This is a genomic window from Planctomycetota bacterium (genome assembly GCA_033763975.1).
Classification (GTDB): Bacteria; Planctomycetota; Phycisphaerae; order Phycisphaerales; family UBA1924; genus RI-211.
Genome location: JANRJM010000007.1, coordinates 48,613 through 68,542, shown reverse-complemented (window position 1 = coordinate 68,542; position 19,930 = coordinate 48,613). Strand labels below are relative to the sequence as shown.

General features: G+C 69.1%; 20 protein-coding genes and 1 tRNA gene. 2 read left to right on the top strand and 19 right to left on the bottom strand.

Annotated features, from left to right (window positions below):
* Positions 1–12 precede the first annotated feature (12 nt).
* The 11 genes from SFY69_04580 to rpmF all read right to left on the bottom strand — a co-directional run bounded on the left by SFY69_04580 (position 13) and on the right by rpmF (position 10,356).
* On the bottom strand, positions 13–993 hold the full coding sequence (locus tag SFY69_04580) for a hypothetical protein (GenBank protein MDX2131309.1): 981 nt from the start codon (positions 991–993) through the stop codon (positions 13–15).
* A gap of 38 nt (positions 994–1,031) precedes the next feature.
* Entirely contained in the window at positions 1,032–1,955 is a 924-nt protein-coding gene (locus SFY69_04575; GenBank protein MDX2131308.1) for a D-alanine--D-alanine ligase, read from the bottom strand.
* Positions 1,952–2,866 carry a UDP-N-acetylmuramate dehydrogenase gene (murB, locus tag SFY69_04570; protein ID MDX2131307.1) on the bottom strand — a complete coding sequence of 305 codons (915 nt, stop codon included), beginning with the start codon at positions 2,864–2,866 and terminating at the stop codon, positions 1,952–1,954. Before murB ends, SFY69_04575 begins: the two co-directional genes overlap by 4 nt.
* Before the next feature lie 26 nt (positions 2,867–2,892).
* Positions 2,893–4,422, bottom strand: a complete 1,530-nt coding sequence (locus tag SFY69_04565) for a cyanophycin synthetase (GenBank protein ID MDX2131306.1) — start codon at positions 4,420–4,422, stop codon at positions 2,893–2,895.
* Between the two features lie 123 nt (positions 4,423–4,545).
* Positions 4,546–5,085, bottom strand: a complete 540-nt coding sequence (locus SFY69_04560; GenBank protein MDX2131305.1) for a hypothetical protein — start codon at positions 5,083–5,085, stop codon at positions 4,546–4,548.
* A 41-nt stretch (positions 5,086–5,126) separates the two neighbouring features.
* The gene (polX, locus tag SFY69_04555; protein MDX2131304.1) at positions 5,127–6,974 is read right to left on the bottom strand and encodes a DNA polymerase/3'-5' exonuclease PolX; all 1,848 of its coding nucleotides are present in this window, start codon (positions 6,972–6,974) and stop codon (positions 5,127–5,129) included.
* A gap of 45 nt (positions 6,975–7,019) precedes the next feature.
* On the bottom strand, positions 7,020–7,385 hold the full coding sequence (locus SFY69_04550) for a hypothetical protein (protein MDX2131303.1): 366 nt from the start codon (positions 7,383–7,385) through the stop codon (positions 7,020–7,022).
* The gene (locus SFY69_04545; GenBank protein ID MDX2131302.1) at positions 7,351–7,836 is read right to left on the bottom strand and encodes a helix-turn-helix transcriptional regulator; all 486 of its coding nucleotides are present in this window, start codon (positions 7,834–7,836) and stop codon (positions 7,351–7,353) included. Before SFY69_04545 ends, SFY69_04550 begins: the two co-directional genes overlap by 35 nt.
* A gap of 144 nt (positions 7,837–7,980) precedes the next feature.
* Positions 7,981–8,967 carry a beta-ketoacyl-ACP synthase III gene (locus SFY69_04540; protein ID MDX2131301.1) on the bottom strand — a complete coding sequence of 329 codons (987 nt, stop codon included), beginning with the start codon at positions 8,965–8,967 and terminating at the stop codon, positions 7,981–7,983.
* Between the two features lie 14 nt (positions 8,968–8,981).
* On the bottom strand, positions 8,982–10,058 hold the full coding sequence (gene plsX / locus SFY69_04535) for a phosphate acyltransferase PlsX (GenBank protein MDX2131300.1): 1,077 nt from the start codon (positions 10,056–10,058) through the stop codon (positions 8,982–8,984).
* 97 nt (positions 10,059–10,155) lie between these two features.
* On the bottom strand, positions 10,156–10,356 hold the full coding sequence (gene rpmF / locus SFY69_04530; protein MDX2131299.1) for a 50S ribosomal protein L32: 201 nt from the start codon (positions 10,354–10,356) through the stop codon (positions 10,156–10,158).
* Between the two features lie 406 nt (positions 10,357–10,762).
* On the opposite strand from rpmF, the gene SFY69_04525 reads away from it, so the two are divergent.
* Positions 10,763–10,835, top strand: a tRNA-Lys gene (locus SFY69_04525).
* Positions 10,836–11,459: 624 nt separating this feature from the next.
* On the opposite strand, the gene SFY69_04520 is transcribed toward SFY69_04525, so the two are convergent.
* From SFY69_04520 to SFY69_04490, 7 genes are all read right to left on the bottom strand, one after another.
* Entirely contained in the window at positions 11,460–11,939 is a 480-nt protein-coding gene (locus tag SFY69_04520; GenBank protein MDX2131298.1) for a hypothetical protein, read from the bottom strand.
* Positions 11,940–12,746 carry a TIGR04255 family protein gene (locus SFY69_04515; protein ID MDX2131297.1) on the bottom strand — a complete coding sequence of 269 codons (807 nt, stop codon included), beginning with the start codon at positions 12,744–12,746 and terminating at the stop codon, positions 11,940–11,942. It abuts the gene before it with no gap.
* A gap of 354 nt (positions 12,747–13,100) precedes the next feature.
* The gene (locus tag SFY69_04510; GenBank protein ID MDX2131296.1) at positions 13,101–13,799 is read right to left on the bottom strand and encodes a hypothetical protein; all 699 of its coding nucleotides are present in this window, start codon (positions 13,797–13,799) and stop codon (positions 13,101–13,103) included.
* Positions 13,796–13,921, bottom strand: coding sequence for a hypothetical protein (locus tag SFY69_04505; protein MDX2131295.1), 126 nt, complete (start codon positions 13,919–13,921; stop codon positions 13,796–13,798). Before SFY69_04505 ends, SFY69_04510 begins: the two co-directional genes overlap by 4 nt.
* Positions 13,922–14,027: 106 nt before the next feature.
* Positions 14,028–16,511 (bottom strand): heavy metal translocating P-type ATPase, encoded by a 2,484-nt coding sequence (locus SFY69_04500; GenBank protein ID MDX2131294.1) that lies wholly within the window; start codon positions 16,509–16,511, stop codon positions 14,028–14,030.
* 37 nt (positions 16,512–16,548) lie between these two features.
* Positions 16,549–17,001 (bottom strand): metal-sensitive transcriptional regulator, encoded by a 453-nt coding sequence (locus SFY69_04495; GenBank protein ID MDX2131293.1) that lies wholly within the window; start codon positions 16,999–17,001, stop codon positions 16,549–16,551.
* 357 nt (positions 17,002–17,358) lie between these two features.
* On the bottom strand, positions 17,359–18,135 hold the full coding sequence (locus tag SFY69_04490; protein MDX2131292.1) for a TolC family protein: 777 nt from the start codon (positions 18,133–18,135) through the stop codon (positions 17,359–17,361).
* Between the two features lie 547 nt (positions 18,136–18,682).
* On the opposite strand from SFY69_04490, the gene SFY69_04485 reads away from it, so the two are divergent.
* Positions 18,683–19,432, top strand: a complete 750-nt coding sequence (locus SFY69_04485) for a hypothetical protein (GenBank protein ID MDX2131291.1) — start codon at positions 18,683–18,685, stop codon at positions 19,430–19,432.
* Between the two features lie 55 nt (positions 19,433–19,487).
* Here the strand turns inward: SFY69_04485 and SFY69_04480 are convergent, their stop codons facing one another.
* Complete coding sequence (locus tag SFY69_04480) at positions 19,488–19,775, bottom strand: hypothetical protein (protein ID MDX2131290.1); 288 nt, start codon at positions 19,773–19,775, stop codon at positions 19,488–19,490.
* Positions 19,776–19,930: the final 155 nt, after the last annotated feature.

Sequence of the window (19,930 nt, the reverse complement as noted above, 5' to 3'; positions counted from 1 at the left end):
ATATCGCCCGGTCTAGCGCGGGGGCACGACGCTGCGGGGCGCGGGCGGCACGGCGGGGACGGCCGAGACGGGCGCGGGGTTCACGGCGGATTCGGCGGCCGCGGTGGCGGAGGTGTCGAACTGGAGGCGCCCTGTGTTGATGTAGATGAGCGGGTACCCGGCGTCGATCTGCTTGAAGTCGTGATGGAGCTGGGCGAGGTGAACGAGTTTCTGGCGGGTGCTGACCTCGCCCGAGCGCGGGGCGCTGGGGCGCCCGCCCCAGACGATGCGGTTGCCCGAGCGGGTGACGAGCATGAGGACTTCCTCGGTGGTGTAGCGGGACAGGTCGACGCCCGCGACCTGCGCGGACCAGGGCTTGCCCCCGACCGCGCCGAGCAGTTCGAGGGCGGCCCCGACGTCGGACCCTTGCCAGGGCGAGGTGAAGATGCGTTCGCCCGAGGGCGCGCGGGGCGGGCCCTTTGCGGGCGAGTGGATGACCGGGAGGGTGGACGCGCCGGCGTCGTACGCGGGGGGCAGGGGCATGGCGTCCCACGAGAGCAGGAAGTCGGTGCCCTGCGAACGGACGACCGCCGCGGGGATGCGCCACGAGCCCCGCACGCCGATCGAGCCGGGCGAGCCCCGGCGCACGGAGGGATAGCCCTCGAACCAGCCGGTGGAGGCGAGCGCGCGGCTGATGCGTTCGAGCGTGTCGGGGGCGTACGGGTTTTCGTCGGCGCCGGCGGCGTCGGACGCGAGCTGCGCGAGGCGTTCCTGCTCGTCGCGCGGGAGCCAGGTGCCCGCCCCGCCGGGCAGCGGCGGCCAGTGGATGGTGATCGTGGGGCGGGGCGAGCGGGTGAGCGACGCGGCGCGGGCCTCGAGCGGGCGGATTCCCAGGAGCACGCCGCAGAGCAGCGCGAGGCAGATGAGCAGCACGCACGCGCCGGTGACGTGGGACAGGAAATCGCGCCAGGCGAAGCGGGTGACGTCGGCGGGGGCTTTGGAGGATCGGGCCATAGGTGTCGTCCGTGAGTCGATGGCGGGCGTGAGTCCGTTCACGCGGCGGGGTGATCTCGCTGGGCGAACTGTACGAGGCGATGGCACAGGGCGGCGAACGAGAGCCCGGCGTGCTGTGCGCCCATGGGCAGGAGCGAGTGCGTGGTGAAGCCGGGCATGGTGTTGACCTCGAGCAGCCAGGGGTTCGACGCGGCGTCGAGCAGGAAGTCCACGCGGCAGAGGTGACGCACGCCGATGGCGCGCGCGAGGGTGACGGCGTGCTCGCGCAGTCGGGCGGAGACGCCGGCGGGCAGGTCGGGATCGACGACGTACGTTGTGTCGTCGCGGGTGTATTTGGCCTGGTAGTCGTAGAACTCGGTGGCGGGGCGGATCTCCACGGGCGCGAACGCGGCGCCGTCGAGCACGCCCACGGTGACCTCGCGCCCGCCGAGGATCGCACGCTCGACCATGTAGGTGCGCGCCGGGTGGGCGGCCCGATCGCTCACGGCCGCGGCGCGGGCGCGCGACCAATCGTCGTGCGTGCGGCAGATGTGCACGCCCACCGATGATCCTTCGTGCACCGGCTTCACCACGACGGGCGGCGGCATCGGGCACGCGGGGTCGGCGGTGTTGAGGATGAGGGCTTCGGCGGTCGGCACGCCCGCGCGGGCGGCGGCGAGCTTGGTCGCGACCTTGTCCATCGCGAGGCGGGCGGCGTGCGGGCGGCAGCCGACGAAGGGGCGGGCGTCGAGTTCGAGGAGGTCCTGGAGCGGGCCGCCTTCGCCGAACGGGCCGTGCAGCGCGGGGAAGATGACCTCGCCGGGCAGGGCGCGCAGTTCGGGGAGGGTGAGGCGGGCGATGACCTCGCGATGGACGGTGAGGCCCGGGAGGCTCGCGAGGGCCTCGGCGACGCAGCGCGAGGATTCGAGCGAGACCTCGCGTTCGGCGTCCGGCCCGCCTCCCAGGACAAGCACACGGGTCATGCGTGGCGGCTCCAGACGACGACCTCGCGCTCGAGGCGGACGCCGAACGTGTCGAAGACGCGGCGTTCGACCTCGGCCATGAGGTCGATGACGTCGCGGGCCGCGCCCCCGGGCAGGGGCGTGAGGAAGTTCGCGTGCCGGGTGCTGACCTCGGCCCCGCGGAGGCGCAGGCCCTTGAGGCCGGCACGGTCGATGAGCAACCCCGCCGAGACACGACGGCCGGCCTGCCCGATGTCGCCCGCGCCGTCGCGCAGGTCGTGCGGGAGGGTCGGGTTCTTGAAGCAGCAGCCGGCGGAACGCGCGGCGAGGGGCTGGCTGGTCTTCTTGTACGCCATCACGTCCTTGACCTTGGCGCGCAGGGCCTCGGGATCGCCCGGCGAAAGTCGGAACTCCACGGCGGTGACGACGAGCGGGGCGAGGCCCGAGTGCCGGTAGTCGAACGCGATGTCGGCGCGGTCGATGGTGCGGGGGCGCCCGTCGCGGGAGAGCGCGTGCACGCGGTGGACGGCGTCGGCGATCTGGCCGAAGGCGCCGCCGGCGTTCATGATGACGGCCCCGCCGACGGTGGCGGGGATGCCCGTGAGGCCCTCGAGCCCGGCAAGGCCGCGCCGGACGCACTCGTGGATGAGTTTCGGGAGGTCGGCGCCGGCCTGGGCGAGGCAGGTGTCGGGGGCGTGGAACTCGACGCGGGCCATGTGCGCGGTGGCGATGACCAGTTCGGGCACGCCGTCGTCGTCGACCAGCAGGTTGGCCCCGTCGCCCAGGATGCGGGCGCGCGGGTCGAGCTCGAGGCACTGGCGGACGTCATCGGCGGAGGCGGCGTGCGCGAGGCGCTCGGCGTGCCCGCCCACGCCGAACCACGTCGGGATCGGGGCGGGGAGGATCGACAGCGTTGACGGGGCGGACGGCATGCGGCACCGGGCGGGGGACGTGGGGCCTAGGCAACGGCGTCGGACGCGGGGCGGTCGGAGACGAAGTCGCGGGCGATTTTCCACACCGGGCCGGCGCCCATGGTGACGACGACGTCGCCGGGGGCGCAGGCGTGGCGGAGGTGGTCGACGATCTCGGGGAAGGTCTCCAGGCTCGTCGCGTCGCAGTCGCGGGCGCGCAGACGCGTGACGAGATCGGCCGAGGAGACGAGCGCGCGTTCGGCCTCGCTGTCGCGGACGAAGTAGATCGGCGGGACGATGACGACGTCGGCCTGCGAGAAGGACTGGGCGAACTCGTCGAGCAGGTGGCGCGTGCGGCTGTGCTGGTGGGGCTGGAAGACGCAGATGAGGCGCCCGCCGCGGGCCTCGGGACGCTCGAACTCGCGGAGGGCGCGCAGGGTGACGTCGACCTCGGTGGGGTGGTGCCCGTAGTCGTCGTAGACGCGGACGCCGCCGCCCGGCAGGGGGCGCTCGCCCATGAACTGCATGCGCCGGTCAGCGCCGCGGAAGGCGGCGAGGGAGGCCATGACGCGGGCTGGGTCGGCGCCGAGCGCTGTGGCCAGGGCGAAGGCGGTGGCGGCGTTCAACGCGTTGTGCGCGCCCGGCACGAGGTTCATCCACTCGCCCGCGGGGCGCCGGGCGTGATGGAGCGTGACGCGCCGCGCGCGGGGCTCGAAGCGCACGTGCCAGTCGGCCTCGGGCGAGAAGCCGATGGTCTCGACCTCGCAGGAGAGCCCGCCCGTGACGGTGGCGCGCTGGGCGTTGTCGTGCCCGATGATGAGCCGCCCGCCGTCCTGCGCGTCGGGAAGGGAGGCGGCGAACTCGCGGAAGGACGCGATGACGGCGTCGAACGTGCCGTAGCAGTCGAGGTGGTCGGCCTCGACGCTGGAGATGCAGGCGACGCGGGGGCGGAGGTTGTGGAACGACCGGTTGTACTCGCAGGCCTCGGCGACGAGGATGCCCGGGGCGGCACGCAGACGTCCGGCGGGGATGGTCGGTGCGCCCAGGCGGAACCCGCTCCCCGAGGCGGCGAGCGGGGCGAGGCACCCCCCGGCGAGCTGGCTGCTCGTCGCGCCCACGATGACCGTGGGGTCGAGGCCGGCGTCGGTCAGGGCGCAGCCGAGCATCGCGGTGGTCGTCGACTTGCCGTGCGTGCCGGCGATAGCGACGCCGGTGCGCCCGTCCATGCAGCGTCCCAGGGCCTGCGCGTAGAGCAGGGGGGTGAGCCCCCGGTGGACGGCCTCGGCGAACAGCGGGTGCTCGGGCCTGATGGCGGCGGAGGCGATGACGAGGTCGCACGGGTTGGGCAGGGCGGCGCCCTCACCCTCGATCTGCACGTCGATGCCCGCGCGGCGGAGCGCGTCGGTGAGGTCGGAGTGCTCGCGGTCCGAGCCCCCCACCGCCGCGCCGCGGGCGGCGAGCATCCGGGCCAGCCCCGACATGCCCGAGCCCCCGACGCCGATGAGGTACACGCGCCGGCCCGCGACGTCGAACGGGGGCGGGGTGTCGCGGGCGAGTTCCAGCGGGCGCGGGCTCACGGAGGACGGTACGGCGTGGGCGGGCGCCCGGTTGGCGGCGTGTTCGTCTGGCATTGCGCCCTTGCTATCGGATGCGTCGCGTGCGCAACGTGAAGGGCGGCCGGGGGGGACGCGCCGGGGGGGTTACTGCGTCACGCCCCACGGGAGATACACGGTCAGGACAATGCCCAGCGCGAGGGCGGTCAGGGCGATTCTCCAGGCCGTCACCGCGTCGCGGATCATCGCGGTGCACGGGAACAGGACGACGGCGGCGGTGAGCGGGAGGGCGGCGAGCACGCTGGGCGCACCGCCCCGGAGGTCGCGCACGCGGACGGCGTTGCGGGCGGTGGATTCGAGGAAGCCCATGCGCATGTAGGAATCCGCGAGCAGTTCGACGATGAACGCCTCGCCATACGCGGTGTACGCGACCATCACGCCGACGGACAGCAGCAGCAGGCGGGGCTGGCGCGACCACGTGAGGACGAGAAACGTCCGCGACGCGTGGAAGAGCGTCCGGGGGTCGGGCACGCCGCATTCCGGGCAGGCGGCGTTGTCGGGGAGGCCCTGCAGGTCGTACTTGCACCGGCGGCAGGAGGCGATCATCTCCGAACGGGGCTCGTCCGTGCGGGTGCCGACGCACGCCATAAGAACGAGGAACAGGTAGAGCGAGACCACCGCGCACATGTCGTGGAATGTACCGGCGAAGCGGCGGCGGGGTTCGCGGCCTACCCGCGGCCTTTGCTCTTGAGCCACGCGTGCAGGCGGGGCGCGTCCCAGGTGTTGACGCACAGGTCCGGGGTGCACCAGCCGCGCCGGGCGGTGGCGACGCCGTACGGCAGGTTGTCGTAGTCCTCGCGCGCGTGGACGTCGCAGTCGATCGCGATGAGGCAGCCGGCGTCGACGGCGGCGCGGACGTGGATGTCGCGCAGGTCCAGGCGCATCCAGTGGGCGTTGATCTCCAGCGCGACGCGGTGCTGCTTCGCGGCGGCGATGAGCTCGGGCATCGCCGGCTCCAGGCCCTTGCGCCGGTTGATGAGCCGCCCCGTCGGGTGCCCCAGGATGTGCACCAGCGGGTGCTCGATGGCGCGGAGCAGGCGCCTGGTGGCGGTCGCGGGGTCCTGCGTCAGCGCGGCGTGCGGGCTCGCGACCACCACGTCGAGCTGCGCGAGCAGTTCGTCGTCGTAGTCGAGCACCCCGTCGGCCAGGATGTCCACCTCGCTGCCGGCGAGGATGGTGATGCCCTTCGTGCGTGCGGCGGCCTCGCGAACGGCGTCGATGTGCCGGCGAAGCCGGTCAGGGCGCAGCCCGTTCGCCACCGTCGACGACTGCGAGTGATCGGTGACGGCGATCGTGTGGAACCCGCGCCGGGCGGCCTCGGCGGCGAGTTCTTCGATCGACATGCGCCCGTCGGACGCGGTGGTGTGGGCGTGGAGTTCGGCCCGGATCTGCGAGACGTCGACGAGGGCCCAGGGGGCGCGCGGGTCGAGGTTGGGGCGGTCGAGTTCGCCCCGGTCTTCGCGGACTTCGGGGGGGATCCAGGGCAGGCCGAGCTTCGCGTAGACGTCTTCTTCGGTGGCGCCTGCAACGGGCACCACGCCCCGGGTGTGGGGCGGGGTTTTCCCATCGTCTTCGGGGAAGAGGCCCCAGTCGGTGAGGGTCATGCCCATGGAGAGGGCCCGCTCGCGCAGGCGGACGTTGTGCTCCTTGCTGCCCGTGAAGTACATGAGGGCGGCTCCCCAGGACGCGGCCGGGAGCACGCGGAGATCGACCTGGATGGTCGGGCCGGCGACGGCGACGTCGGCGTCCGTGGAGGCGGGGCTCCCCCAGCGCCCGTGGTCGGCGTCGAGCGAGACGCGCACCGAACTACGCCCCTCGCCAGAGGTGATGACACCGACAACGCCGGGCGTGGACGCGAACGTCTCGGCGACCGACAGGGCGGCGTGCTCGTGCCCGGGCCTGAGCGCGACCAGGATGTCGATGTCGCCGATGGTTTCCTTGCCACGCCGGACGGAGCCGGCGACTTCCGCACGCTCGACCGCGGGCAGGGCGCGCACGCGCGCGAGGAACACGTCGGCGACGCGCGCGGCGCGTCCGAGCCACAGGCGCTGCTGCGTGCTGCGGGCGAACTCAAGGTTGGCCTTGATCTTCTCGGCGGCCTTGGCGCCCATGCGGGGCAGCGAGAGGATCGCGCCGCTCTCGATGCACTGCTCGAGCGAGGCGACGTCCGTGACGCCCCCCTGCTGCCAGAGCACGCGGACGGTCTTGGGGCCCAGGCCCGGGATGCGGAGCAGTGCGAGCAGGCCCGAGGGCACCCTTGCGCGCAGGGCGTCGAGCTCGGCGATCGCGCCGGTGGTGCAGAACTCGATGATCTTGTCGGCGATCTTGGCGCCCACCCCCGGGATGGCGGTGATGTTGGCCCGATCGCGGGCGAGATCGCCGATGTCGTGGGCGAGGTCGGCGACGGCGCGGGCGGCCCGGGTGTGGGCGGCGGCGCGGAAGGAGTCTTCGCCCAGCAGGTCGAGCAGGGCCGCGATTTCTTCCAGGCGCGACGCCAGCGCTTCGTTGGTCGACATTCCCGCCGGCTCCGATCGAACGGCGGCCGGCGCGACGGCGCGGGCCTACCCGCGGGAGCGTACGCGCCGAGCCCCGGGCGTCGGGGCGCTCGGCGTGGCGCGCGCGGCGGGGGGCGGCGGCGACGCCGTCCCGCGCTCGTAGGTCACGCGGACCTGCTCGACGTAGCCGTCGCGCTGGCGGGGCGGGTGCACGACGTCGACGGGCTCGGCGGGCGGTTCGTCGGCAGCGCCGGAGAGGCTCGAGCCCGCGTCGGGCTGATCAGCGCCGGGCGCGAGCGGATACAGCGAGGCGACACGTCGCTCGACCTCGGCGACGAGGGCCTCGCGATCGGCGGGATCGACGGTGAGCAGGGCCCCGACCCAGCGCCGGGCGAGGTCAGCGGTTCCCGGGCGGAGGAGGTCGACCAGCATCCGCAGGTGCTCCCCCGCCGATGGCGTCGGCGATCGAGAGGGGCCTGTCGGGTACTGAAACAACGGGTCGGTCGGCATGCGGGGAGGATACTGGGGGTGCGGCCCGCAGCCGCGCTTCCATCGTGTGCAGGAACGTTTCGAGGCGCTCGACGCGGTCCATGAGGCGTTCGAGCGTGGCGGCGACGGCGTTGAGGAGTTCGGTGGGGTTCGCCTCGCGGAGCGCGTGGGCGCGGATGTCGCCCCGCCCGCTGGGCCCGCGGCCGGTGAGCAGCCACTCGCCGTTGACCTGGAGCGCGCTGCTGAGTGCGCTGATGAACTCGATGCTGGGGGATTGCCCGAGCATGTAGCGGCGGACGGTTTCGGGGTGCGTGCCGGTGAGTTCGGCGATCTCGCGGTAACTGCGGTGACCGGTGACGGCGCGGAGCCGCTGGTGGAGATTCGATCCGACCATGTGCCGCCTCCCTGGGGTGAACACCCGAACGGGGTTCGATCTGTACCAGAACAAATTACAGATACGGGATCGGTACGGCAAGCGGCGGTTGGGTTGTGGATGGGTTGGGGATAACTCAGGGTCGGCCCGCGTGCGGCGGGCGTGTCAGGTCTGCCAGAGGCAGCTTCCCCAGGTGAGCCCCGCGCCGAAGCCCAGGAACATGACGCGCATGCCGGGTCGGATGCGACCGGCGCGGGTGAGTTCGTCGAGGCAGATGGGGACGGAGGCGCTGACGGTGTTCCCGTAGCGGTCGATGTTGATGTAGAACTTGCTGTCGGGGATGTTGAAGCGCTGCTGGGCGGCGGCGAGGATGCGGGCGTTGCTCTGGTGGCAGACGTAGAAGTCGATGTCGTCCGGGGAGAGGCCGGCCTTGTCGAGGGTGTTCTCGATGAGGCGAGGGAAGGTGGAGACGGCGAACTTGTAGACGGACGAGCCGTTCATCTGGACGACGCCGCAGCGGGCGGGATCGGGGGGAAGGTCGTCCGGGAAGTCGGTGGGGACGCGGGGGATGAAGATGTCGGCCCAGGCCCCGCCGTCGGCGTGCATGGCGTGGGCGATGACGCCGAGGGAGGGATTGTCGCAGGCCTCGAGGATGGCGGCCCCGGCGCCGTCGCCGAAGAGGATGGCGGTGGCGCGCCCGGCGCTGCTGTAGTCCATGGCGCGGGTGAGGGTGTCGGCGCCGACGACGCCGATGCGGGCGTGCGACCCGCACTTGATGAGGTCGTGGGCGACGGTGAGGGCGAAGACGAACCCGGAGCAGGCGGCGTTGAGATCGAACGCGCCGGCGTGCCCCGCGCCGACAAGATTGGCGATGCGGCAGGCGCTGGCGGGGGTGTCCATCTCGGGGGTCATGGTCGCGCAGATGACCAGGTCGAGGGACGAGGCGCGAACGCCGGCCGCTTCGAGCGCGCGCGAGAGTGCGCGTGCGGCGAGCGGGGTGACGGTCTCGCCCTCGCGGAGACGGGCGCGGCGTCGTTCGCGGATGCCGGTGCGCTGGACGATCCACTCGTCCGAGGTCTCCATGAGACGCTCGAGATCGCCGTTCGTGAGGCGGTCTTCCGGGAGGAACGAGCCTGTCCCCGAGATCCTCACCCCCCGCGCTCTGGTCATACGCGGACACCCTCGTCGGCCGCATCGGGCGTGGTCTGTCGGGCGGCGTCGGTGAGGTGCAGGGGCTCGAGTTCGCCGAGGCGGCGGATGATCGCGTCGTTCACGCCGGCCGCGACGTATGCACGGCAGTTGCGGATGGCGGCGCGGATGGTGCGGGGCTCGGAACTGCCGTGCGCGATGAAGCACGCGCCGCGGATGCCCAGGAGCGGAGCCCCGCCGTACTCGTGGTAGTCGTTCTTGGCGTAGATGCGTTTGACGATCGGCTCGAACTGCGGGACCAGGGAGGGGTCGTACTCCAGGAGTTCGGCGGCGATGGCCTTGAAGAGGGCCTTGGCCATTCCCTCGGCCGCCTTGAGGAGCGTGTTCCCGACGAGGCCGTCGGTGACGACGACGTCGGCGACGCCGTTGAAGAAGTCGCGTCCTTCGATGTAGCCGATGTAGTTGAGGCCCGGGGTGCTCTTGAGCAGGTCGCGGGTCTGCTTGATGAGCCCGGTGCCCTTGGCCTCCTCGCTGCCGATGTTCATGAGCGCGACGCGGGGGCTCTCGACGCGGTGGACGCGCCGGGCGAGCACGTCGGCCATGATGGCGTACTGCCAGAGGTGCTCGGGCTTGGGCTCCGGGTTGGCGCCGGCGTCGGTAAGGACGAGCGGGCCGTGGAACGCCGGGATGGTGACGGCGATGCCCGGGCGCAGCACGCCCGGGAGGCGGCGCATGAACAAAGTGGCGGCGGCGACGCAGGCGCCGGTGTTGCCGGCGGAGAGCACGACGTCGCACGCGCGCGGATGGGTCGCGGCGCCGAGCTGGTGCATCCGGACGATCGAGGAATCGGTCTTGCGGCGAACCCCGATGGAGGCGGGCTCGCCCATGTCGATGACCTGCTCGGCATCGACGATCTCGATGCGGGGATCGTCGGGGCGGATGTTCCACTCGTCGAGGGACTCGCGGATGACGCGCGAGCGACCGACGAGGACGAGGACGTCTCCGGGTGGGAGATCGGGCAACGCCGAGACGCAGCCCTTCAGAATGGCGTCGGGGGCGTGGTCGCCGCCCATGATGTCGATGGCGATCCGCACGTTCAATCCGGTCTAGGGTGCGCGCAGCGATTGGCGCGCGGAGGAAGGAGCAGGGAGGCGGCCGCACACGCCGCGCACCCCAGGAGCGAGGAGTCGGTCAGTTCTTCGGAACGCCGATGCCGAGCTTGGGGACCTTGATCTGGAGCCCGGCGCGCACGTACCCGGATTCCTTGCACGCCCGGTGCGAGAGCTTCGGGAGCCCGGTGAGCGGGCAGGTGCAGGTGTTGACGGGCTCGAGGGCGTGATGAGACCGACGGCGGCGCGTCCGGCCGTAACTGACTCTCTGGGTGGGAAGCATCGGAGCAACTCCTCGGCCACGCACGGCCGTCAACTTCGGTCAGCACCGGGGGGTCCGGTAGGGTGGGGATAGTAGGAATCTGCGGAAGGAGGATCAACTGGCGGCGGACGGGGGTGCCGCCGGGGGTTCTAGGCCGCTCGCGCGACGAGCGGATCGGGCCGCGTCGCCCGATGGGCGGCGATCTGCGATCGGCGGGCAGCGGGCGGGCTGGCGTGAGCGTCGACTCGCGAGATCTGCACGACACGCGGGCGCCCGGACGCGGAACCGGGCGAATGCGGCCGGCGGCGATGCGGTGAACTCGCGCCTGACAAGCACGGCGCCGACAATCGTGGCGCGGAGGAGCCGCCTTGGGAAGAAGCGGCGTGGTTTGGGCGGTAGAATGGTCGAGCGGCGGACACGCCGCGACGCCCTCCTAGCTCAGTTGGTAGAGCAGCTGACTCTTAATCAGCGGGTCGAAGGTTCGAGTCCTTCGGGGGGCACTTGAAAACCAGCCTCTGGCGATTGCCAGAGGCTTTTTTCTTGGACCGGCTTCGGGGCGTGTCGGTCGGTGGGGCACAACTGGGGCACAAACCGGACGTTCGGCGCTCAACCTGACTGCGGCGCGGCAGGTGCTGCGACCGGGGCAGGGAAGCCAGTATCGCCCCCTTCAACTCCTATGACCGACGACAGCAGTTGTTGTTTCCACTGTTCCACGGCATCCGACTTTCGCGCCGGAGTGTTCATCTCAACGATCAGAGCGTGTCCCGGTCGGGCGGGTAGTCCGTCCTCAGGTTCTCTTGGATCAGGTTTCAAGGTCAGCCCAAGGTCCGTGATCGACTTTGCGCGGAGTCTCGCTATCCACGTCGGCTTTGATCCCTTTGTACGAAACCCAGCGACTTGCGCTGGAGTGTGGAACTTCTCTCGATAGACGGACAGACCATCAGCATCGTTCGTTCGGTGAGGGTCGAAGCCGTCTGGCAGAGGCAAGCGCGGGTTGCCACTTCCCATCTGGTCCTCTGGGACGCGACGGAGAATGATCTCATCAGGCTGAATGGGATCGTTCTGTTCCACCGTGGAGATTAGTGCAAGGATACACCCCGCACTTCGACTGGCGGAACCCGTCGTCAGCGCAGAATCTGGTCACGACGGATCAACCGACTGTTCTTGAAGAACAACTCGGTGACGGTACCGTCGGATTCAATCCGGTAGGTGACAGCGAACGGGCCAGAACCCAGTTCAAGGCTGATCTCTCCACCGCTGCCAAGCGACGCACCCTTCAGATTCAGCAGCGTGGCCGTCGCGGGCGCGACTCGATCCATGACCAGAACCTTCAACTGGTTGATGATCTCGATTGCACGCACGATTGTTTCACGGGAAGGTGCTTCCAACTCTTCGTCCGCAAGCGCGGCAGCATCGCGCGACCAATCGCGGATGCGCTGATCCACTCGCTTCAAGCCCTGATCGAAGTGAAGTGCCCATTCCATGTAGGGGTCGGAACGCTCGGGGCTGGGACCACACGCAGGCTGGACCATCACCACACGCGCGGAACCCGCGCTGAGTGAGTAGTCTTTGAAGCCAGCGGTTGGGTGGTCGAGCGTGAGCATTTAGTCTCCCTGCCAGTATCGCTTCGCTTCGTCGGAAGCCAAGCCCATGAATGTATCTACCACTGAAGATCGGCCAAAGTTCAGGGCATCGTCAAGAGAACCCGCATTATCGGTCCCCAAAGGCCCGCGTGCAATGCTCCGAACCAACAGGATATCCCGTTCTGGTTCCGAACTGGTCCGGGCCGATTGCACCGAAACCCGCAAGCGCCCCGGTTGAGGGGAAAGACGCCACGCCCAAGTGGAATCTACGGCTTCGTTCGTTCCATTGGCACACTGGCCGTTGCCGAACAAGCCGGGGAAGACTTTGGGAAGGTCAGCCAGAGAGTTCCAGACGGTACCCTCCGGGAGGTGGTCAATGTACGTCACCTCCCACAAGTTCGGCTTGATGATTCCCAGATTTCGTTCCTTCAGGAAGGACGCGAATCGTCGCATCGCTTCGTCGAACAGCGTCTTTACGCCGGTGAAGCCGGGGTATTCAGTGTCCCCCTTTTTCGTCCAGTTGGCAACCAGCCAACCGTTCTGAACTTGGATCATCTTCGTGCCATCGGCTGAGGTCATGCGCAACCGCGAATCCCCAGTGGCGCGACGGAAGCCCAGCGCCGGAAACCCGAACGGAACTTCGTCACCAAACGCTTCAACGACCGGCGGGATAGGCGGCACATCGTCTGAGTTGGGGAACTCTGCGTGCATGTCGCCCCAGAACCAGCCAAGGTGCCCATTCGTCAGCGCGGGCAGCGCGTCAAACTGCACACCCAGCACCACTTCGATGACGGGGGGACGTTTCCAATCTGGACGGGCAGTAGCCATTGGGGGTGGGTGAAGTCTACAGGATCGACGCCCGGTCATTCCGGGCGTCGATCCTATCGCCAACACTGTAGACGCCAGCGACAGGTTTCTCCGCCCGGATTGCCGGTCAGCCATTCGGTAGGCGAGTTGGCCGGTTCCACTCCCCTTCCCGCGCGAAGTATTCCGTCACCGTCCGCCGGTCAGCCCCCGGATGCTGTTCGACGGCTTCCCACACCTCTTCAAGGCCCGGCGTTCCCCCTTCAGAGCACCGGGCCAACAGGTCATGGATTGCGGATACGTCGGCGTCACCGACGATCCGGGGGCACCACTCCCGGAAGCGCCGCCATGATTCGGCGAACAGTTCAGCAGGTGTATTCACCGTCCACCCCCGTACTGCGCTCGCGCCCGCGCTGCCGCTTCGGGGCCGTAGGCACGGTGGTACTGCCCTTGCTTCGTCACGTTGAAGTTCGGGGAACGCGGGTCGAAGCACGACGCATCACCGGGGAGCGCGTTGGGGTTGGCGTTGCCACGACTGCCCACCGCGCCGCCACCGACAGACGACGGCCACCAGTGGGGCCGCAGAGTCTTCACCGTCGCGTGGAACAGTTGTGTCGGGTCCATGCCGGGGATGACGTTCGGTACCCCGTCCTTCGTGACCACCTTCCCTTCCTTCACGGTCAGCATGGAACGAATGAGGTTGGCCGCGTCTTCGTGGTTCGCGGGGATCATCCCCGACTTCGACAGCGCCGAACTGATTGCCGATTCGACTTGCTGGGCGTCGCGTTCCTGCTCAATCTTCGTAACCTTCGCCCGCAGTTCGTCGCGTTCGGCTTGGATGCTGGCGACAGCCTTCGCATGATCGGTGCCGCTGAGGTGCGCCACGATATCTTCATCGTTCACGTTCTCGGCAAGGCCCAGTGTGCGGGCGTAGACCGTGCGGCGCTCCGCCGCCTTCGTCTTCGTTTCCTTGTGCGCGGCGCGCTCGGCTTCCAGCGCCGCCTTCAGCCGGTCCAGGTCCGCCGCAGTCGGCGCGGGCGGTTTGCCGTTCTCAGTGTTGGGGTTCGTATCACTCACGCCGCACCCCCGTTCGTTTCGAGCGCCTTCAGCGCCCGTTGTGCGCGCGAATCCTTGCCGTCACCCATGCCGGTCAGCGCGCCGAACCGATCCAGCGTGACGCGCCCCGCCGTTTCGAGCACACCGGCCAGCGCATCTGGCACAACCGACGGGCACACAGTCCGCGGCGGACCGAAGCGCCCGCATTGACTTCCGAGCGTTGCGACTGATCGGCCCACTGATCTCCCGTCAGTCGAGCGTGGTAGACCGGCCGATGCGGGTCGACGTTGGCCCCCGCAGCCTCAGGCTGTTGAGCACCACGCTCACGCTGCTGAACGCCATCGCAGCGCTCGCGATGATCGGCGACAGCAGCCAGCCCGTGAACGGGAAGAGCACGCCTGCGGCGACGGGGATGCCCACGACGTTGTAGATGAACGCCCAGAAGAGGTTCTGCCGAATGGTCCGCATCGTCGCATGGGAGAGCGCGATGGCCTGGGGCACCGCGCGGAGGTCTCCCCGCATGAGCGTGATATCAGCGGATTCCATCGCCACGTCCGTCCCGGTTCCGACGGCGAGGCCGACATCCGCCTGGGCGAGTGCGGGGGCATCGTTGATGCCGTCGCCCACCATGCCGACGACGTGGCCCTCGGCCTGAAGGGCCTTGACCTTGGCCGCCTTGCCGCTGGGCAGCACCTCCGCGAAGACCTGGTCGACCCCGACCTGCGAGGCGACGGCCTCCGCGGTGAGACGGCTGTCGCCGGTCATCATCACCACGCGCAGCCCCAGCGCGTGCATCGTTGCGATGGCTTCCTTTGATTCGGGACGGACGGTGTCCGCGACCGCGATGATCCCGGCCTCGCGCCCGTCGATCGCGACGAACATCGGGGTGCGGCCCAGCGCCGCCAACCCCGCGGCCTTCTCGGCAAGGGTGATCGGGATGCCGCGCTGCTCGAGCAAAGCGGCCTTGCCGACGAGCAGCCGCTTGCCGTCCACGTTCGCCTCGACACCGTGCCCGACGACCGCCCCGAACTCCGCCGGTTCGACCAGGCGCGAGCTCCGGGCGGTCGCCTCGCGCACGATCGCCGCGGCGAGCGGGTGCTCGCTGTGCTGCTCGGCGGACGCGGCCAGCCGCAGCAGTTCCGCCTCGTCAACGCCCGAGTCGGCGGAGGTGAAGATGTCGGTTACGGCGGGCTTGCCGTGCGTGATGGTGCCCGTCTTGTCGAGCACGATGGCGGTGAGCTTGTGGGCGGTCTCCAGGGCCTCGCCACCCTTGATGAGGATGCCCTTCTCCGCGCCGCGACCTGTGCCGACCATGATCGCCGTGGGCGTCGCCAGCCCAAGGGCACAGGGGCACGCGATGATGAGCACGGAAACGGCCGTGACCAGCGCCATGCTGAACCGGGAATCCACCGGAGATGCGAACCACCAGACCACGAACGTCACGAGTGCGATGGCGATCACGACGGGAACAAACACACCGCTAATCTTGTCGGCCAGACGGGCGATCGGGGCTTTGCTCCCCTGGGCCTCCTGTACGAGCCGCACGATCTGCTGGAGGGCCGAGTCGGCCCCGACCTTGGTTGCGATGAGCCGCAGGGCTCCGGTGGTGTTTATCGTGGCGCCGAAGACGCTGTCGCCAGCCTTCTTGTCGACGGGCACGCTCTCGCCGGTCAGCATCGATTCATCGACCGACGACTGGCCGCTCTCGACCGTGCCGTCCACGGGGATCTTCTCGCCGGGCCGCACCAGCACGCGGTCGCCGACCACAACGGCGTCGATGGGCACATCGCCCTCGGCGCCGTCCCGCAGCACCCGGGCGGTCTTGGGTTGCAAGCCGATGAGCCGCTTGATCGCCGCCGTGGTCCTCCCCGTCGCTCGGGCCTCGAAGTACTTGCCCAGCAGGATGAGCACGATGATGACCGCGGCGGCCTCGAAGTAAACGGGCACCATGGGCGCACCGCCAGCGCCGTGCGAATGTGCCGCACTGCCCGCACCGCTTGCCACCCCTGCGAAGAACGACGGCCAGATTGTCGCCGCCAGCGAGTAGAGATACGCCGCGCCCGTGCCCATCGCGACCAGCGTGTCCATGTTCGCGCTGAGATGCCAAAGGCCCTTCCAGGCGGAGCGGAAGAACTGCCACCCGCACCAGAGGAGCACGGGCGTGGTCAGCGCGAGCTGGAGCCAGTTGATCCAGGCAACGTTGAGGGCCTCGATCGTGCCGTGCGACATCGCGATCACGAGCACGGGCAATGAAAGTGTGGCCCCGACGATGATCTTGAGCAGCAGACGTTTCGCCTCGGCCTCGCCGACGTTCATGTGGGCCGAGTGGTCGTCTCGGCCGCCTGCCCCGTGCCGCCCGTGAGCGTGCGACTGCGCACCGGCTTCTGCCGGCCCACGCATCATCGCCGCGTGGCCGGAAGATGGGGCCGCAGGCACGATCGCTTTGTACCCGATGTCATCCACGGCCTTGGCCAAGGCCTCGGGGCGGATGGCCGCCGGATCGAACGTCACCGTCGCCACTTTGGTGGCGAAGTTCACGCTCGCGGAGGTTACGCCGGGCTGCTTTGCCAGGCGCTTCTCGATGCGCGAGGCGAACGAGGCGCACGTCATGCCTTCGATGGGCAAATCGCAGCGCTCAATCGCGGGTTGTAAAGGGTGCGATTTCCCGGAGGAGTGCGAGGCATCGCTGCCGTGCGGGTGCGCACGGTCATCGCCGACGTTCGTGGTGGTCATTTCTGTCGCCTGTGTGAGTTATCGCGGGGTGTCGCGCTTAGCGTGCAATCCTTCCGACCAGTTCGATGAGCTCTTCGACCATCGCGTCCTGCTGCTGCTTGTCACCGTGCATCGCGCGGCTCGCGCAATGCCCGAGGTGGTTCCGCAGCAGGTTCTTCGCCACAGCTCGGAGGGACTCCTGCACCGCCGCGCACTGCTGGATGATGTCGGCGCAGTAGCGGTCCTCCTGGATCATCGCGGCGATGCCGCGCACTTGGCCCTCAATGCGTTTGAGGTGCTTGAGGTTGGCGGCCTTAAGCCCAGAGTCGACACCCGCGGCGTGGGCTCCGGGGCCTACGCCTTCATGGGCGCCTGCCCCTGCGCGTGTCCCCGCGCAGCCGCAGCACGCCGACGGCGTGGCCATCGCGTCCGAAGCGGCGGCACTGCCGTGGCCGTTGAGTGACGGACTTGGAGTCTCGATGCGTGGTTCGTTGTTCTTGCGGTTCTTCATGGCTGATGTTCCTTCGGGCGAACTCCTGCGAATGAACGTGGGCGATCGCCGGCTTTAGCCGCAGCAGCCCCGAGGATCTTCATCGCTGTCGCTGGAGCCGCAGCAGGACTTTCGCGGCGCGAGCCCTCGGGCGGGAAGCGTCTTCGAGTCGCGGACTCGGGACGGGTAGCCCACCTCGTCGAGCGCCGCGATGGCCGCCGCGACAGTGAGCCCGTCGGGAGCCTCGATCTCGGCGCTGCCGACGGCGACAGATCGGACCGTGACGCCTGAAACGTCGCCCAGCGTCGAGGAAACGGTCCGGACACAACAGGCACGCGGGGGAGCCGGTCCGGCGACCCGCCCTCAGTGCGTCGGATCTCACGCCGCGGCCTGCTTACGCCGGCTGCGGCTCCACTTCCACTCCTCGACCGCGCAGAAGACGCAGGGCACAATGAAGAGCGTGATGAGCGACACGGTCATGCCGCCCATCGCCGGGATGGCCATGGGCTGCATGACGTCGGAGCCGCGATCGAGCACCGTGTCCACCGACCCCGGCGAACTCGCGACTTCAAACGTGGCGGGCACGGGCACCGAGACATCCGCGGGTGAGTGACCAAGCGCGGCCCGGAACTCGGCCTCCAGCACGCCCCGCGAGTCCTCCAGGTTGGCGATCTGGTTGGCCAGCTGTTCTCGCTCGATCTGGGCGCGCAGGACGTCCTGGATCGTGCCGCGTCCAGCGCCGACCTGCTGCTGCGCCTGCGACTCGACATCGCCGAGCAGGGCGAGCGCTTCGCGCTGCACCCGGATCGTGTCGCTCAGGAAATGAAGCCGGATGTAGGCGGACTTGGTCGCGTACGCAGCCTGGAGCACCTCGCTCTCAAAGCCGAAGTACCCCACCTTCGCCTCCGCCGCCGCCACATCACCGGCCGCCCGGAGCTTGCCCGGTCCCGGCAGGTCAAGCATGAGGCCGGGCATGACGGCGTCGAGCATGTCGGCGATATCGGCCTCGAAGGTCAGGCGCGGGTCGGGGAGCGACCGCGCGGGTGTGATGCGCTCGACGGAGGCAGCCCACGCGTAGTACGCAGCCTCAACGCGAGGGTTGTTGAGCATCGCGCAGCGCAGGTAGTCCGCCAGCGGCGATTCCGTGGTGAGCAACGGCAGTTCTGGCTTCGCTTCCCCGGGGCGATATGCAGACCGAACGCTCTCGAGGTTCGCCCGCGCCGCGCGTTCTGTGGCGATGGGTGTGCCAGTGCACCCCCCGCCATTTCTGCATGGCAATCGGGGTTTGTGTGTCGGGCTTTGACGGCGCGGGCGCGCTTGGGCGCGTGTATGTTGCCGGATGTGCGCCGTCGCACCGGCAGCCCCGACACCCGGCGCGAGATCGAAGGCTGCATCGCGGGTTTGCAATCAGACTTTGGCCGCGATGATGGGCGGTGCCCCCAGCAAGCCAGCAACGCCGCGAGCGGGATCGAGCCCGCAGGCGTGCGCCGCTGACGCACTTCGCCCGCGTCCCGGTGCCGCTGAAGAGGACGGCGGCGCGGGTGGAGTTGTCTTCGTGCATCGAGGCTTCGACTTCGCGGTGCCCGCCCTGTACGCGATCAACGAGGACTCTCGTCCACAGCACGGGTTGACACCGAAGAGTACAGTGCTGCTGATACCGCGTCCGGGGCTTTGGGCTCGATTCAGGTGAAGGAGACTGATCATGACCATATTCAAGAGCATTTGTCGCTCGCGGCGAGAGTTGGCTGCGGCCGCCGCGTTGACCTGTCTGACCGTCGGCGGGGCCGCACTCGTGCACCAGCCCACGTCTGCGCCAACACAAAACACGACGGATGCGACAGCCGAGGACGTCAAGCCACTCGTGCGAGGCGGGCGATATTGCGAAATCATGATCGTGCGGCGTAACGCGGGCAAGAACGAGGCTGAAGTCTGGAGCACCCAGGGCATCAGCGCTTGCCCGAAAGATTGTAAGGCGGTGTTTGATGCCGCTGCTATTAAGACTGAAACCAAGGCCCAGCGCGTCGTGATCAACGGACCAAAGATCTGGCTCCCGAACTCTCCGGCCCCGACGCCGCCGGCGGAATCGCGACGACGCTTCGGCGGCATCGAGATGGGTCTCGTCGCCACGCTCGAGGTCAAGCGGGGCGATGGCGATCCGCTCAAAGAGCGTGTCGTGCCGCGCAAGACGACCAACACTTTCAAAGGTGGCGAGGAGGTCTACGAGTTGATCTCGCCGGATGGTGTTGTCTACGTCATGCATTCCATGTCGCTGTCGGAGGAGCCTGACGTCAAGATCGCCGACCTCGCGACGCTCGAATCGCGGTTGCGACTGCCGCGCGGCTGGAAGTACCGCGCCCGCCTTCTCGAAGCAGACCTCAGCCTTGCGCCGGGCAAGGATGACACGGTCGTGGTTCTGCAGGACAGATTGAAGAACACCTATCAACGCCGGTAGGGCCGGATCCCTGCGTTCGGCCAATCCACACAGAGGCGGCGGCTCGGCTGCGGGCTTACGTGCCTTCGTGCTGGCGCATCAACTGCTCGTAGACCGACTCAAACGAGTCGGGCCCGACGCTGACTTCGCCGCGGAAGGGATTGTCCATCGCCCCCGTCAGGAAGATCAGCAGCCCGACAAGGGCCGACGTGATGCCGACAAGGATCGCGTGCAGGCGAATCCGCTCAACGCGGAAGAACCAGGTGATGGAAATGTTGAGGATCGCGCCGAGCCCCACCACCCTCCAGAGCGCTCTGGGAAGCCCGGTGTGGACCGCCTCGAGCCGCTCGCGACGCAGCTCCACGAGTTCGTTGAACTTGCGGATGGCCTCGGCGTGCAGCGCGGCCCTGCCCGGCGTGGCGGGCTCGAAGGCATAGAGCTTGGCTTGGAAGAGCGATCGTCCACCACGCGCGATGCGTCGTCACCGAGTCGCTGATCGCCTGGGGTGCGGGGGGCGAT

Coding starts and splice junctions, on each gene's coding strand:
- SFY69_04580 (MDX2131309.1), bottom strand. CDS start 993: ATGGCCCGATCCTCCAAAGCCCCCGCCGACGTCACCCGCTTCGCCTGG.
- SFY69_04575 (MDX2131308.1), bottom strand. CDS start 1,955: ATGACCCGTGTGCTTGTCCTGGGAGGCGGGCCGGACGCCGAACGCGAG.
- murB (MDX2131307.1), bottom strand. CDS start 2,866: ATGCCGTCCGCCCCGTCAACGCTGTCGATCCTCCCCGCCCCGATCCCG.
- SFY69_04560 (MDX2131305.1), bottom strand. CDS start 5,085: ATGTGCGCGGTGGTCTCGCTCTACCTGTTCCTCGTTCTTATGGCGTGC.
- polX (MDX2131304.1), bottom strand. CDS start 6,974: ATGTCGACCAACGAAGCGCTGGCGTCGCGCCTGGAAGAAATCGCGGCC.
- SFY69_04550 (MDX2131303.1), bottom strand. CDS start 7,385: ATGCTGGTCGACCTCCTCCGCCCGGGAACCGCTGACCTCGCCCGGCGC.
- SFY69_04545 (MDX2131302.1), bottom strand. CDS start 7,836: ATGGTCGGATCGAATCTCCACCAGCGGCTCCGCGCCGTCACCGGTCAC.
- rpmF (MDX2131299.1), bottom strand. CDS start 10,356: ATGCTTCCCACCCAGAGAGTCAGTTACGGCCGGACGCGCCGCCGTCGG.
- SFY69_04520 (MDX2131298.1), bottom strand. CDS start 11,939: ATGCTCACGCTCGACCACCCAACCGCTGGCTTCAAAGACTACTCACTC.
- SFY69_04515 (MDX2131297.1), bottom strand. CDS start 12,746: ATGGCTACTGCCCGTCCAGATTGGAAACGTCCCCCCGTCATCGAAGTG.
- SFY69_04500 (MDX2131294.1), bottom strand. CDS start 16,511: ATGACCACCACGAACGTCGGCGATGACCGTGCGCACCCGCACGGCAGC.
- SFY69_04495 (MDX2131293.1), bottom strand. CDS start 17,001: ATGAAGAACCGCAAGAACAACGAACCACGCATCGAGACTCCAAGTCCG.
- SFY69_04485 (MDX2131291.1), top strand. CDS start 18,683: ATGACCATATTCAAGAGCATTTGTCGCTCGCGGCGAGAGTTGGCTGCG.